The sequence below is a fragment of the Paraburkholderia susongensis genome, from assembly GCF_900177725.1.
GTDB lineage: Bacteria > Pseudomonadota > Gammaproteobacteria > Burkholderiales > Burkholderiaceae > Paraburkholderia > Paraburkholderia susongensis.
The window spans coordinates 117,062-131,364 of record NZ_FXAT01000011.1; the positions used below are offsets into that span (position 1 = coordinate 117,062).

Below are 14,303 nucleotides of genomic sequence, written 5' to 3' on the forward strand. Positions count from 1 at the left end.
GGAGACGCAAATGAAAGCATTGGCAAAACTCGAACGCGCACCGGGCCTTACGCTCACGGACGTGAAGAAGCCGGAAGTCGGCCATAACGACGTGATGATCCGCATCACGCGCACCGCGATTTGCGGCACCGACATTCATATCTGGAAGTGGGACGACTGGGCGCAAAAGACGATTCCTGTGCCGATGCACGTCGGCCATGAATATGTCGGCGAAATCGTCGAAATGGGTGAGGAAGTGCGCGGCTTTGCGATCGGCGATCGCGTGTCGGGCGAGGGGCACATTACGTGCGGCTTCTGCCGCAACTGTCGCGCGGGACGCCGGCATTTGTGCCGCAATACGGTCGGCGTCGGCGTGAACCGCGAGGGCGCGTTCGCCGAATATCTCGTGATTCCGGCCTTCAACGCATTCAAGATTCCGCCCGAAATTTCCGACGATCTCGCCGCGATCTTCGATCCGTTCGGCAACGCGACGCACACGGCGCTGTCGTTCAACCTCGTCGGCGAAGACGTGCTGATTACCGGCGCGGGACCGATCGGCATCATGGCGGTCGCGATTGCGAAGCACGTCGGCGCGCGCAATGTCGTGATTACCGACGTCAACGACTATCGCCTCGAACTTGCGCGCAAGATGGGCGCGACGCGCGCGGTGAACGTGTCGCGCGAATCGCTGCGCGACGTGATGAACGATTTGCACATGACCGAGGGCTTCGACGTCGGACTTGAAATGTCCGGTGTGCCGAGCGCATTCACGAGCATGCTCGAAGCGATGAACCACGGCGGCAAGATCGCGCTGCTCGGTATTCCGCCCGCGCAGACCGCAATCGACTGGACGCAGGTGATCTTCAAAGGCCTTGAAATCAAGGGCATTTATGGGCGCGAGATGTTCGAGACCTGGTACAAGATGGTCGCGATGCTGCAAAGCGGCCTCGATCTGTCGCCGATCCTCACGCATCATTTCAAGGTCGACGATTATCAGCAGGCCTTCGCGACCATGCTCTCCGGCGAGAGCGGCAAGGTGATTCTCGACTGGACCGCCGCCTGAGCCTGCATCCGCAGCACACCGTTCGACCTTGCGACGCCCGTATTGCGCTCACGCGCCTGCGGGCGTTTTCACGAATTCGGCCTGAATACGCACGTGAATGTCGTCGCCGACGGCCGGATACCACGTCGACAGACCGAACTTCGCGCGGCTGAAGTGGCCGTCCGCGGAAAAGCCTAGCGTGTCTTTCTTAGTCAGCGGATCGGGGGCGAAGCCGTTGAACGTGACGTCGAGCGTCACCGGTTGTGTGACGCCGCGTATCGTCAGATCGCCGGTCAGCGTGCCGCGCGATTCGCCCGTGCGCTCGAAGCGCGTGCTCGCGAAACCGATCTCCGGATAGCGCGACATGTCGAGCATGCTGTCGCTCTTCACCATCTTGTCGAGCAGCGGCACATTCGTATCGATGCTCGCGGCATCGATCGTGACCGTTGCCGTGCTTCGTTCGAGGCCGCCATCATTCCAGTCGAGCTGCCCCCGCTTGCGATCGAATCGCATCGTGAAACGCGAGTATTTGAAGTGATCGATGTCGAACGTGATGCTCGTATGATCCGGATCGATGTCATAGCGGCCAGGCGGCACGCGCGCTTCGTTCTGACTGACCGAGTGCGTGAGGACCTGCACCGGCGTGCAGGCGATCACGGTGAGCAGCGTTGCGCCGAGCAGCGCGCGCATGCATGCGCTGCGAACAGAAGATGGATGCATCGAAGTCGTCCAGTTGAGCGATCTTCGTCACGATAGCAGCAAGCGTACTCATCCCGCTGAAAGCTCGCAAAAACAAAAAGGATTTGACGAAGGAGAATGATCGTTCTACCTTTCGGTCATGACACGCGAAACCCTCACCGGCCCAACGCCGCCAGGCGACGCGCGCGAGCGCCTGCTCGACGCCGCCGAAGCACTGATCTACGCGGGCGGCATCCACGCAACCGGCGTGGATGCGATCGTGCGGCAGTCCGGCACTGCGCGCAAAAGCTTCTATACGCATTTCGAATCGAAAGATGCACTCGTTGCGGCCGCGCTCGAACGGCGCGACGAACGCTGGATGAACTGGTTCATCGCCGGCACGCAACGGCGCGGCAAGACCGCGCGCAAACGTCTGCTCGGCATGTTCGACGTGTTGCGCGAGTGGTTTGCGTCGGCGGATTTTCACGGCTGCGCGTTTCTGAACGCGGCTGGTGAGATCGCGTCCGCCGACGATCCGATCCGGATCGTCGCGCGCAAACACAAGGCACGTCTGCTCGATTTCGTGCGGACCGAGTGTGAGGCGTTCGCGGCGGAATCGGATCTGGGTGCGCGGGGTGCGCGCCACGTGGCACGCCTCGCGCGGCAATGGCTCGTTTTGCTCGACGGCGCGATCGCGGTCGCGCTCGTGAGCGGCGAGGCCGACGCCGCGCTCGATGCGCAAATGATGGCGAAGACCTTGCTCGATGCCGCGGTGAAATCCGTAGCGAAATCCGCAGCGAAGCCCGCGCGCGTTTCCACAACCACTGGCGAAACCAGACGGCCGCCATCCCGGCGCACCGCTACCTGACTGAGGAACCATCATGGCCGACACGATCGAAACCCGTCCCCCGCTGCCGCCGTTCACGCGCGAAACCGCAATCCAGAAAGTGCGCGCCGCGGAAGATGCATGGAATACCCGCGAGCCCGAGCGCGTCTCGCTGGCGTATACAACGGACAGCGTCTGGCGCAACCGTGCCGAGTTCGTTCATGGACGCGCGGAAATCGTCGGCTTCCTGCGCCGCAAGTGGGCGAAGGAGCTCGACTATCGCCTCATCAAGGAACTGTGGGCGTTCACCGAAAATCGCATCGCGGTGCGCTTCGCTTATGAATGGCACGACGATTCGAACAACTGGTTTCGCTCGTACGGCAATGAGAATTGGGCGTTCAACGAGCATGGCCTGATGGCGCATCGTCATGCGAGCATCAACGATCTGCCGATCCGCGAGGCCGACCGCCTGTATCGCTGGCCGCTCGGCCGCCGTCCCGACGATCATCCGGGCCTGTCGGATCTCGGTCTGTAGCGGCATTCCGGCATTCGGCGCCGGCGGTGCTCGCCGCGCGCTGCGGATTCACCGCTTTGCCATCGGTTCTCCGTTATCGTTGCGGCTTTGGCTGCGGGGCACGTGTCGTGCCCGGTCGGCCGAGCGTGTCCTCGACATCGCACGCGCGGGTTGAGGTACAGTGCGCGACGGACGGCAAGCAGGCCGCCAGAACATCAATGACACCGGCGCTCGACCGGTGGCGGAGAAAACATGCACTTTCGGCAGATGAACAAGAATATCCGGCGCACGGCGATGGCGCTCCTGACGAGTCTGGCGGCGGCCTCTGCCGCTCATGCGGGCAACTGGTGCGAGGGGGGCGTATGGGTCGACGCGATGCTCGGCTCGTATCACATCAACCCTGATCCCGACACCCATTTCGAACAGTTCAATCCCGGCCTCGGCGTCGAATGTTGGCTGAATAACCAGTGGGCGCTCACCGCAGGCGGCTTTCGCAATTCGCTGCGCCGGCCGTCCTACTATGGCGGCGGCGTCTGGGCGCCCGAGTTCGCGCACTGGGGCTTCGTGCGGATCGCGGCGATCGGCGGGATTATCTCGGGCTATAACTACGGCAACTGGGGGCTCGGCCGCAATCACACGATCGGGCCGGTGGTCGCGCCGATCGTGATGGTCGACTACAAGCGCATCGGCGCGAATTTCATTGTGATACCACCGATCCCTTCGGATAATCTGCCGTTTACGATCGGGTTTCAGGTGAAGTTCAAGTTTTGAAGGTGAGGGTTTTCGGGAGTTGTCACTTCCTGGAAGCCCTCACCATCCTGGAAGAGCTCACCTTTGGCGGCAAGTTCACCTGACTCCTGGAAATCCTCACCATTCGCAACCCGAGCCTCTTGCTGCATCGAATTCAATCGCGCTGAGGCCGGCTGTCTTCTTCATCATGTTCGTTGAAAATGAAGACACCGATCACGCTGATCGCGCTGCAACCCATCACGTACCATGCCGGCGCGTAGAAGCTGCCCGACCAATGCCACAACTCGAGCACGATGAGTTGCGCGAAGCCGCCGAAGAGCGTCACGCCCATCGCGTAGATTATCCCGAGCGATGTTGCACGCACGTCGGGGCTGAACGCCCGAAGAATCAGAACGAACGCGGCGGGGCTGGAGAGCGTCATCAGTGCGACCAGCAATGCGACGACGCCGGTGATCAGATAGATCGACGGAAAGGCGCGAATCGCGTGGAATGCGGGAAGCAGGAGTACGCAGGTGCCGATCGAACTGACGTAGATGAGCGTCTTGCCGCTGCGCAGCCGGTCAGTCAGGCGCCCGGCGAAAGGCGAACCGGCAAGCACCACGAGACCGGCCACACACGCGGCGGCAAGCGAAGCGGACGCGGGTGTGCCGAGCGTCATCGTCAGATACGACGGCAGGAAATAGACCATCGTGTACAGCGTTCCCGTGCCGCCGATCACGATCATCGTGCCGCCCGCGATCTGGCGCAGCCAGCGCGCCGGCATGCGGCCTGCGGTGCGCTGACGGCGCGCCGCATGAGGGAGAGTGTCTTCGAGGAAGGTACGCAGATAGAGGCCGATCGGACCGATCGTGAGGCCGAGCACGAACGGCACGCGCCACCCCCATGCTTCGAGCGCGGCCGGCGAAAGCGTCTTCACCAGCGTCATCGCCACGAGTGCGCCCACCAGCACGGCGCCGCCCTGGCTCGCCATCTGCCAGCTCACGAGCGCGCCCTGGTTGCGCTTGCCGCTTTCCATGAGGAAGGTGGTCGCGGTGCCGACCTCGCCGCCCGCGGAAAAGCCCTGCAACAAGCGTCCGCACACGATGATCGCCGGCGCGGCGAGACCGATGCTCGCGTACGTTGGCGCGAGGCCGATCGCTCCCGTGCCGAGTGCCATCAGCATCACCGTTAGCGTCAGCGCGGGCTTGCGCCCCGCGCGATCCGCGTAGGCGCCGATCAGGATGCTGCCGAGCGGCCGCACGATAAAGCCGACGCCGAAGGTTGCGAGCGACAGCATCAACGCGGCAAGTTGGGTGCTGGCAGGAAAGTACAGCTTGCCGATCAGCGCCGCGAAGAAGCTGTAGACCGTGAAGTCGAAGAACTCGAGGCCGTTGCCGAGCGCGGCCGCGAAGATCGTGCGGCGCTGCACGCGCCGCTCCAGCATGCCGGCCGATGCATCGGCGCGGGCCATCTGATTGAATGCGTCCATTCGTGGTCTCGTATTTAGAAGTTGTGACGCGTGCCGGGCGATGTGGTGACCGGCTTACTCTCAGCTCCGCGCGTTTGTCCGCGCAAGACCGATGATTGCCTGCAGCGCGGCTACGCGCGTTTGCGCATACACCATGCCTTTCCACGCGGCGGCGTCGCAGTAGAAGGCGTCCTTGAGATCGCGCCTGATCTGCGCCGCCTGTTCGGCCGGTGCCTCGGGATGACGATGGAGCCAGTGCTCGGCGCGCAACGCGCTTAGTACGCTAAAGCGCTCGAGCGTGCCGAATTCGAGGCCGAGCGTGGTCTTTTCAACCGACGGACATTCCTCGTACACGAGGTTCAGCAGCGGTCCCTGCGCATCGGTCGACACGGAGCCGGGTTCGAAGATCGGCTTTACGTCGCTGCCCCACCAGTCACGCGCGCGCTGCAATTCGGCGGCATCCCTGCTCATGAAGATCTTTTCGCCATGACCATAAGGACCGAGCCCGGTATGAATGTCGATCCACACCATGCGTTCGTACCGGGACACGTGCGTCGCGAGGCTCGCGCGCAACTGCTGCGTGCTCCAGCACGACGTATTGCCGCCGTAGAACATACCGTCCGTCACCTCGTACTGTCCTTTCGACGTAACGTCGCGCAGCGCTCGCTCGCCGTGCGTGTGGATGTACTGGAGCAACGCGGCGTCGTCCGTCTCGCCGGGCGGCCAGGTGGCGGGCAGCAGCAGCGGATCGAGCGCCTTGTACAACGGATTGGCGGCGGCCGCCACGCGGAAGTCCGTCGCATTGCGATTCAGGTCGACGTTGTCCTCGTTCACGCGACGCAAATGCGCGAATCCATACGGATTGACCGCATGCACGAGAAGCAGCGCGATTTTCCCGTCGAGCAGTTCGTCGAACAGCATGCCGTCGTTCAGCAGCGCGGTCTGGCAACCGGACCCGCAAAATCCTTCGACACCATGTGTGCCCGACGTCACCATGAGGACCGACTTCGCATGCTCGGGCGAGTACAGCGCGACGTCGATGGAGAGCGTCTCGCCGTTGGGGCCCAGCTTGTCGGGATGGTCGGCACGCTGCACGTTCATCGCGCGTTTTTCTGCCGCCTCGATGAACCTGTCGCGCGCCTCGGCGTATGTCTGCGAAAAAAAACTCTCGACTACCATGTCTGGATCTCTGGGATTATTAGACCAACGAAATTGCGCGACGTCGTGTTGGACGAGCGGTTCGCGCTGAGCTTCTTCCTCGCGGCGCGCTGCTGTGCGATCCGGCCTACTGCGTTGCCCTACGGCCTCGGCGGATCATGGCCGCAGCAACCGGCGTGCACAAGCCAGAAAAAATAAAACTCATTAAAATTCTTTTACTACCGAGGAGACTCATGAAACTTCACCAGTTGCAGGTGTTTTTGAGCGTCGTGGAACAAGGCAGTCTTCATGGCGCGGCACGCGCGCTCAAACTTTCGCCGCCGGCCATCACCGTGACGATGCGGGAACTGGAGAAGCTGCTCGGCGTGCCGCTCGTCACGCGCTCGGTCAACGGGGTCAAGCTCACCGAATACGGTGCGCTCTTTCAGCGGCGCGCTCGCCTGCTCGTGAGCGACATGCGGCGCACGCAGGATGAACTGATCGCGATGCGCGACAGCCGCGGGGGGCAGGTTTCGATAACGGTGTCGTCGGTGGTCGCGGGCGCGCTCGCGCCGCAGGCATTTGCGGCGTTTCGCGGGAGCATGCCGAATACATCGGTGGTGTTTCGCGAGTCGCCGTTGCCGGCCGCGCTCAACGCGCTTCACGACGGCGAGACCGACTTCGCGGTCGTGAACTGCGTGCCCGGCACGCAGTGGCCGGATTTCGTCGAGCAGAAAAGTATCCTGTCGATTCCGCTTTTCGCCGTCTCGCGGCAGGGGCATCCGCTTGCGCGTGTGCGAACGTTGAAGCGGCTGCTGGAATCGGAGTGGCTATTGCCGTGCGAGCCGGGCGATGACGTCGACAAGGCGTTTGCGCGCTACTTCGGGCAGCAGGGTTTGCCCGTGCCTCAGCGAATCCTGCGATGCCAGTCGCTTTTCCCGACCATCATGCTGCTGAAAACGACCGATCTGATCGGGATCGTCACAGAACCTACTTTCCGGCTCGAAATGGCGCATCACAAGATCACGGCGCTGCACGTGGCGGAGGCGTTTCCGGACACGACCGTATCGACGGTGGTTCGCCGCGATCGTCCTTTGACTTCCGCGGCGCAGCGCTTTCTCTGCTGCTTTGAAGACGTGGCGAAACGGCTCGCTCACGAGCGCGGCAGACGTTAAGACGTTAGTGTGCGAGAGGGTGCCAACGTCTGCGCGTAGCCGTCAGGACCCGAAGCGATAAAGCCGATACGCGCGCGGCGCCATGACCGAAAGATAACCGTGCACGGCGGTATGCAGCAGACGACGCAGCGCGGCCGTATCGTGAGGTGCCGTGCGCGTCATCAGCGCTTGCGAGACGAGACCGTAGATCATCGCATGCACGGCGAACGCGGCATCTTCTGTCGGCGCATCGGCGGGCCAGTCGGATGCCGATGCCAGCATGCCCGCCCACAACTGCACGAACTCCGCATAGAGCTTGCGGTATGCATCGATGCCGGAAACACGGCGTTCGAGCAGAAAGAGCGTCGACCACTGTTCGGGTTCGGCGAGCGGCGCGCGAATCTGCGCGTTGAGCAAGGCATCGACTCGCGCGGGCAGCGCTTCGGCGCGCGTCGCTGGAATGCATTCGCTCATTTCGGCCGCGATCCGCTTGATGCGCAGATGAACGCATACCGCCGCGAGCGCTTCCTTGCTGGCGAAATATTCGTAGAAGCTGCCGATACCGACGCCCGCGGCCGTCGTCACTTGCCGGATCGACACCTTGTCGTAGCCGTGCTCGACCAGAAGCTGAACAAAGGCCTGCTGAATCGCCTCCGCAGTGACGAGCGCGCGCGACTGCGCGGGCCTGCGGCGGGTGGCTTTGATGGGGAGCGCTTCCTTCATGTCTGTGAATCCGAACACGCGCGCAGAGGGTCGTCCCTATACTGGATGACCGGAAAAAAGCTCGAACGGTGAGCGGAAATGTCCGCCGATGGCGGGTTGACCGTGAACTGGTCGGGATGCTTCGAAAAGGAGACGCTCATGAACTGGAACACCCATGAGGTAACGAACGTCGTGCCGGAGTTGGCCGATTATAACCTCTACACAACGGACCTCGCGCTGCGGGAAGCCGTGCAACGCGCCGGCGCGCAGGCGCACGAATCCGAACTGGCGGACTACGGCGCGCGGCTCGGCAGTGCGCAAACGCTGCGCATGGCCGAAGACGCGAATCACTTCAAACCCGAACTTCATACATTCGACCGCCAGGGAAACCGCATCGATCGCGTCGAATTTCACCCCGCGTGGCATGGGCTGATGACGATGCTGCGCGAGCAGAATCTCGTCTCGCAGCCGTTCTCCGATACGCGGCCCGGCGCATGGGCCGCGTATGCGGCGGGGTTTTCCATGCACGGCCAGATCGAGGCCGGTTCCCAGTGCCCCACGTCGATGACCTTCGCGAGCATCCCCGTGCTGCGCCAGGAGCCCGCGTTGTTCGAGCAACTGATGCCGAAGCTCTATTCACGCCATTACGATGCGCGCGATCTTCCGTTCGAGCAGAAAACGTCGATGCTGATCGGCATGGGCATGACCGAGAAGCAGGGCGGCTCCGACGTGCGCGCAAACCGCACGCACGCCACGCCGATTCATGGCGAGGGGCGAGGCGCCGACTACGAGATCGTCGGTCATAAGTGGTTCATGTCCGCGCCGATGTGCGATGCGCATCTCGTGACCGCACGCACCGGGAACGGACTGTCGTGCTTCTTCGTGCCGCGTTACCGGCCGGACGGCAGCAAGAATGCGGTGCATATCCAGCGTCTGAAGGACAAGGTCGGCAATCGTTCGAATTCGAGCAGCGAAGTGGAATTCCTCGGCGCGTGGGGGCGCATGGTCGGCGAGGAAGGGCGCGGCATTCCGACCATCATCGAAATGGCGTCCTATACGCGGCTGAATTGCGTGATGGGCAGCGCGGGCACGATCCGTCAGGCAGTGGTGCAGGCGATTCACTATGCGCGCGAGCGTCACGCGTTCGGCAAACGCCTCGCGGAACAACCGTTGATGCGCAACGTGCTGGCCGACATGGCACTGGAAAGCGAAGCCGCGACTCAACTGATGATGCGTCTCACGCAGGCGTTCGCACTGGCGGACGACGATCCGTTGCAGCATGCGTATAAACGCATCGTCACGCCCGCCGCGAAATTCTGGGTGGCCAAGCGCAGCATCGAACTGTCGGCGGAAGCGATGGAAGTGTTCGGCGGCAACGGCTATATGGACGAAAGCCCGATGGGCCGGCTGTATCGCGAGGCGCCGGTGATCTCGATCTGGGAAGGATCGGGCAACGTGATGGCGCTGGACATGCTGCGCGCAATCAGCCGTGATCCGCAGGCACTGGCCGCCTTGATCGACGATATCCGGCCCGTCTGCAACGACGATGCGCGATTGCGCCCGCACATCGAGGCGCTGGCCGGCGTACCCGGTGCGGAGAACACCATGCTCGAAGCGCTCGCGCGCCGCGAAGCGCAGCGCCTGATTCTGCTCGTGCAGGCGCGGCTGCTGCGCGAGTATGCGCCCGCCTACGTTGCGGACGCATTCATTGCGAGCCGTTTCGACGCGCAATGGGGCCGTGTTTTCGGCACGCTTCCCGAGCATGAGCAACAGGCGAAGATTATCGAGCGGGCGTGGCCCGTCTGACACAGGGAATCGTTGTGACTACATTTTGGGGCCACCGCGGTGGTTGCCGCGACATTCAGCAAGGAACATAAAACGCTCCATGAACATCGTTTCCCTGTTTGACAGCAACGTCCGCAAGTACCCGGACAAGCCGATGCTCCGCTACGCGGGAACCAGCCATACGTACGCGCAAATGGACGACCTGTCGCGCCGGGCCGCCATCGTGATCGCGCAGCAAGGCGTGAAGGCGGGCGACAGCGTCGCGGTCATGTGCTTCAACACGCCTGGCTTCATGATCGCGATGCTGGGTGTGTGGCGCCTCGGCGCGGTGGTGGTGCCGGTCAATCACAAGCTGCAGGCGCCGGAGGTCGACTTCATTCTTGCGCATGCGAAGGCGAAGCTGTGCATCTTCGACGGCGTGCTTGCGCCGGTCGTGCAACGGTTGTCGGTTTCGGTCGCGATGTTGAGCACCGACAGCGAAGCGCCGGGCCACGCGTCGTTCGATACGCTGCTTGCCCACGCCGACGCATTCGACGGCGCGCCACCCGAAGACGACGTCATCGCTGAAATTCTCTACACGTCGGGCACAACGGGCCGGCCCAAGGGCTGCCTGCTCAGCCATCGCAACGTATGCATCGGCGCGCTCACCACCGCGCAGGCGCTCTCGATGACGCGCGACGAACGCACGCTGATCGCGATGCCGCTCTGGCATTCGTCGCCGCTCAACAACTGGATGGCCGGCACGCTCTACGTCGGCGGCACGCTGATCTTTCTGCGCGAATACCATCCGCGCGCGTTTTTGCAGATCGTTCAGGACGAACGGGTCACGTTGTATTTCGGCGCGCCGGTGTCGTATCTGTTGCCGCTGCAGATGGACCTCGATGTCGCCGCGTTCGATCTCGGCTCGGTCAGAGCCTGGATCTATGGCGGCGGGCCGATCGGTGCCGACACCGCGCGGCGGTTGACGTCCGCTTATCGGAGCGAGCGTTTCTATCAGGTCTTCGGCATGACGGAGACGGGGCCGTCCGGCACCGTGCTTTATCCCGAGGAGCAGGTGACGAAGGCCGGCTCGATCGGACGGGTTGCCGCGCCAGGCGTCGATCTGCGCGTGGTGCGCGACGATGGGCGCGAAGCGCGGGCCGGCGAAGTGGGCGAGATCTGGCTCAGAGCCGAGTCCGCGATGCAGGGCTATCTCGACGACGAACACGCGACGCGGGAAGCGTTCAGCGACGGCTGGTATCGCACCGGCGACCTCGCGCGCAAGGACGCAGACGGCTTCCTTTTCATCGTCGACCGGAACAAGGACATGATCGTCACGGGCGGCGAGAACGTTTATTCGAAGGAAGTGGAGGATGCGTTACTCGCTCATCCGGCGATCAAGGATGCGGCCGTGATCGGCCGCCCGCATGCCGACTGGGGCGAGACGGTGGTGGCGATGCTGGTGCCGGCGCCGGGTACGCAGCCCGATGCCGCGGAGCTCAGTGCTTTTCTTGCGAGCCGCCTCGCCAAATACAAGATTCCTCGCGAATACGTGTGGTGCGAAACACTGCCGCGCACTGCAACGGGCAAGCTGATGAAGCATACGTTGCGTGCAGCGTTGTGAGGAACGGCATCGCCGGAAGGCCAGGTTAGTCTGGTTTGCAAGGGGGCCGCGTGGCAATCGCTCATGTCGGCGATCTGACGCAACCCAGCTCCCGCAAATCCTCACCGTTCGCACTACTTCAGAAGGAGGCCTAATGCGCCGGAGCGCCGCGGCGGAGGTCAATCTGTTTATTAAGCAGAGCAAAGAAAAGTGCGCTGTGCGTCACGCTGCGCTATCTGTTGAAGTGACCGCGGAAGTGACCGCGGAAGTGACCGCGGTGGGATTGCAGGAAGCGACACCGATCCCGTCCGGCCGATGTCGCTTCGCACGACTCAATGACCTGCGCCGCGCCTCGTTCGCACGGTCAACCGGTTCGACACCGCCCTGACGCCACGGACCGAGCGCGCGGCATTGCCGGCCCGCTGGACCTGCGAACGCTGCGGCACCCAGCCGGTCAGCGTCACGACGCCGCGGCGTGCCTCGACGTGAATGCCGGAAGAATTCAGCCCCGTTGTGCGCGTGAAGGCACGGCGGACGTCACGGACCAACTGGCTATCTGATCGGTTTTGCTGCGCGGACGCAGCGATCGGCTGGCTTTGCGCGGACATATCGCCCGGCGGGCCGCCCGGCGTCTGCGCGTTCGCATAGGTCGCGCAAGTCGCAAGGGTCACCGCAAACATCGCACTGAGTATTCTGCTCGCACCATTTGTTTTCATTCTTCCTCCTTTGCCGGTTTGTCAGGAACTGCTGTTCGAGCCGCATAGTGCCAGTGGAGAAGAGGCGGCGAAACGCGATGCCGCCTCCAGACGAGTGTTCGACCGTCGGACCTGATTATATGCCGCGGCGATTGCACGAATGCGTCATTCGCGGCGGCGTCGTGCGGTGGCGCCTCTTGCCTCGTCAACTGATTGATCCGCGTTCCACGGTTGTTCGGTGAGAAGGTTCGGGAGCCGGCGAGGTGAGAATATGCGCACCTGTCTGCGCACTTCAGGATGAAAGGTGAGGGAATCCGGGAGTCGGTCGGTTGTCAAAAAACCGCTGCGGCGAAGTGCATGCCGAACGCTTGCCACAGCCACGCGAAATGCTGGGCGTCGCGCAGGGCAAGCCGTTCTATGCGAGAAAGGTGAGAGTTTTCGGGAGTTGTTCGCGGAAGGCTCTTTGCAAGCACCTTAATCCGTCAAATACACGAATAAACCCATCGGCAAGACGATTATGGCAACGCGCGCATCCCGCCGTGTTTGCTCAAAGGTGAGGATATTCGGGAGCCGCGCGATGCCGAATCGGCCGCACGTTCCTTGCAAATGAGTCATCCAGTTGCGGAAAAAGGCATTTGCCGCGCCGATTGCTTAACGTAACCCGTTGAATGTCCAGTCTATATGCCGCACGCACGGCCAGCATCGCTGCATGCGGACTGCCTGCTTTTGTCTCAAGGTGAGGATTTTCGGGAGCGGCATGTGTCATGCGCGGCGAACTCGCCCAAACAGGCTTTTATCCCGCTTAAAGCCCGAAAGGTGAGGGTTTTCGGGAGCAGCAATGACGGCAATTTGCGTCGATCCGCCATCGCTGCGTGCGAAAGGTGAGGTTTTTCGGGGGGCGTCGAAATCGTCCGTTACGCCGGCTTCGCGATCTCGCGAATATCCGCGGCCGGCGTTTGACCGAATGCGTCGCTGAGCGCGTAGTCGATCAACTGGGCCGCGCATTGTTCGGGCGTCGACAGTTGGCCGTTGCGTTTGAGCTCTTCGAAACGCGCGCGCATCGGAAACTGTTCTTCGCCACTGCCGCGAATTTCCGCCTGCATGTCCGTATCGATCACGCCCGGCGCAAGACTGCAGATGCGCAGCGCGCGGTTCGCGTCGAGCGCAACGGCGCGCGCATGATGATCGAGCGCGGCCTTCGTCGCGCAGTAGATGCTCCAGCCAGGGTACGCATTGCGCGCCGCGCCGCTCGAGATATGGACGATGCGCCGGTCGTTCGCATCGACGGCCGCAGCGGAGAGCGCGCTGGCGAGCATGAGCGGCGTGGCTACGTTGAGACTCACTGCCTTTGCGATGTCCGCCGCGTCCTGTCCTTCGATGGGCCCGATCGGCTGTACCATCCCCGCGTTGTTGATGAGCAGCACCGTTTGCGCGCCGCTCACGAAGTTGCGCAGCGCGTCGGTGGCAATCCATTGCGCAACGCGCGCGGGGTCGGCCAGTTGCAGTTCGATTTCTTCGAGCTGTGCGGAAAAGCGCGTTTTCAGCGTGGCGTGCCGCGAGCGGGACAGACCCAGCACTGCGACGTTGCGCGCGAGCAGTTGTTCGGCAAGTGCTGCGCCGAGGCCGCGCGCGTGGCCGGTGACGATCGCGCGAATCGGAGAAGAGGAGGTCATGTCGTTCCTTGTGATCGTTGGCTTGCAGAGCCCGTCATTTTCTCACGGCCGATTCGATGCGCGCAGGAGCGGCGCGGGCGGGCGCGGGTTGCCGCATCGGATGACATGCTGCGCCGCTGCCTGTCGCTGAACCTGGGAGAGATAGGTCTGCTGCATCAATCACTTGGCAGGCCTATGCGCAGGTTGTCCACAAGCTTGTGCCCAAATTATGTGGACAACTGCATGTCGAGGATGCCGCGCGTCGTACGGCGTCCCTGGCAAACCGGCCTGGCAAACCGGCCTGGCAAAGCGGCCCGGCAGCGCGAGCGGCCACGCAGCGCCAGAGGCTGCCTACGCGTG

At 62.9% G+C, this 14,303-nt stretch carries 13 protein-coding genes; 7 read left to right on the forward strand and 6 right to left on the reverse strand.

All coding sequences use genetic code 11. From position 1 onward, the window contains the following. Positions 1 to 10 precede the first annotated feature (10 nt). Complete coding sequence (tdh, locus tag B9Z01_RS26555; protein WP_085488601.1) at positions 11 to 1,042, forward strand: L-threonine 3-dehydrogenase; 1,032 nt, start codon at positions 11 to 13, stop codon at positions 1,040 to 1,042. Between the two features lie 48 nt (positions 1,043 to 1,090). On the opposite strand, the gene B9Z01_RS26560 is transcribed toward tdh, so the two are convergent. Continuing rightward, entirely contained in the window at positions 1,091 to 1,741 is a 651-nt protein-coding gene (locus B9Z01_RS26560) for a YceI family protein (RefSeq protein WP_085488529.1), read from the reverse strand. A gap of 118 nt (positions 1,742 to 1,859) precedes the next feature. Here B9Z01_RS26560 and B9Z01_RS26565 point away from each other — a divergent pair, with 118 nt between their 5' ends. The 3 genes from B9Z01_RS26565 (at position 1,860) to B9Z01_RS26575 (ending at position 3,810) form a co-directional block, all read left to right on the forward strand. Further along, positions 1,860 to 2,567, forward strand: coding sequence for a TetR/AcrR family transcriptional regulator (locus B9Z01_RS26565; protein ID WP_085488530.1), 708 nt, complete (start codon positions 1,860 to 1,862; stop codon positions 2,565 to 2,567). 13 nt (positions 2,568 to 2,580) lie between these two features. Continuing rightward, complete coding sequence (locus tag B9Z01_RS26570; RefSeq protein ID WP_085488531.1) at positions 2,581 to 3,060, forward strand: nuclear transport factor 2 family protein; 480 nt, start codon at positions 2,581 to 2,583, stop codon at positions 3,058 to 3,060. A gap of 231 nt (positions 3,061 to 3,291) precedes the next feature. Beyond that, the gene (locus B9Z01_RS26575; protein ID WP_085488532.1) at positions 3,292 to 3,810 is read left to right on the forward strand and encodes a hypothetical protein; all 519 of its coding nucleotides are present in this window, start codon (positions 3,292 to 3,294) and stop codon (positions 3,808 to 3,810) included. Positions 3,811 to 3,943: 133 nt separating this feature from the next. Here B9Z01_RS26575 and B9Z01_RS26580 read toward each other — a convergent pair whose 3' ends face one another. Further along, positions 3,944 to 5,257: an MFS transporter gene (locus B9Z01_RS26580; protein ID WP_085488533.1), complete on the reverse strand. Its 1,314-nt coding sequence runs from the start codon at positions 5,255 to 5,257 to the stop codon at positions 3,944 to 3,946. Positions 5,258 to 5,317: 60 nt separating this feature from the next. Further along, positions 5,318 to 6,415: a M14 family metallopeptidase gene (locus B9Z01_RS26585; RefSeq protein WP_085488534.1), complete on the reverse strand. Its 1,098-nt coding sequence runs from the start codon at positions 6,413 to 6,415 to the stop codon at positions 5,318 to 5,320. Between the two features lie 212 nt (positions 6,416 to 6,627). On the opposite strand from B9Z01_RS26585, the gene B9Z01_RS26590 reads away from it, so the two are divergent. Further along, on the forward strand, positions 6,628 to 7,548 hold the full coding sequence (locus B9Z01_RS26590) for a LysR family transcriptional regulator (RefSeq protein WP_167387572.1): 921 nt from the start codon (positions 6,628 to 6,630) through the stop codon (positions 7,546 to 7,548). A 42-nt stretch (positions 7,549 to 7,590) separates the two neighbouring features. Here B9Z01_RS26590 and B9Z01_RS26595 read toward each other — a convergent pair whose 3' ends face one another. Then, the gene (locus tag B9Z01_RS26595; RefSeq protein ID WP_085488536.1) at positions 7,591 to 8,250 is read right to left on the reverse strand and encodes a TetR/AcrR family transcriptional regulator; all 660 of its coding nucleotides are present in this window, start codon (positions 8,248 to 8,250) and stop codon (positions 7,591 to 7,593) included. A 138-nt stretch (positions 8,251 to 8,388) separates the two neighbouring features. Between B9Z01_RS26595 and B9Z01_RS26600 the strand changes: the two genes are divergently transcribed. Further along, a complete protein-coding gene (locus B9Z01_RS26600) occupies positions 8,389 to 10,035 on the forward strand; it encodes an acyl-CoA dehydrogenase family protein (RefSeq protein WP_085488602.1) in 1,647 nt (548 codons plus the stop codon). 79 nt (positions 10,036 to 10,114) lie between these two features. Next, a complete protein-coding gene (locus tag B9Z01_RS26605; protein WP_085488537.1) occupies positions 10,115 to 11,617 on the forward strand; it encodes a class I adenylate-forming enzyme family protein in 1,503 nt (500 codons plus the stop codon). Positions 11,618 to 11,928: 311 nt separating this feature from the next. On the opposite strand, the gene B9Z01_RS26610 is transcribed toward B9Z01_RS26605, so the two are convergent. After that, positions 11,929 to 12,312, reverse strand: coding sequence for a BON domain-containing protein (locus tag B9Z01_RS26610; protein ID WP_085488538.1), 384 nt, complete (start codon positions 12,310 to 12,312; stop codon positions 11,929 to 11,931). An 893-nt stretch (positions 12,313 to 13,205) separates the two neighbouring features. Then, positions 13,206 to 13,964, reverse strand: a complete 759-nt coding sequence (locus tag B9Z01_RS26615) for an SDR family oxidoreductase (protein ID WP_085488539.1) — start codon at positions 13,962 to 13,964, stop codon at positions 13,206 to 13,208. Positions 13,965 to 14,303 lie beyond the last annotated feature (339 nt).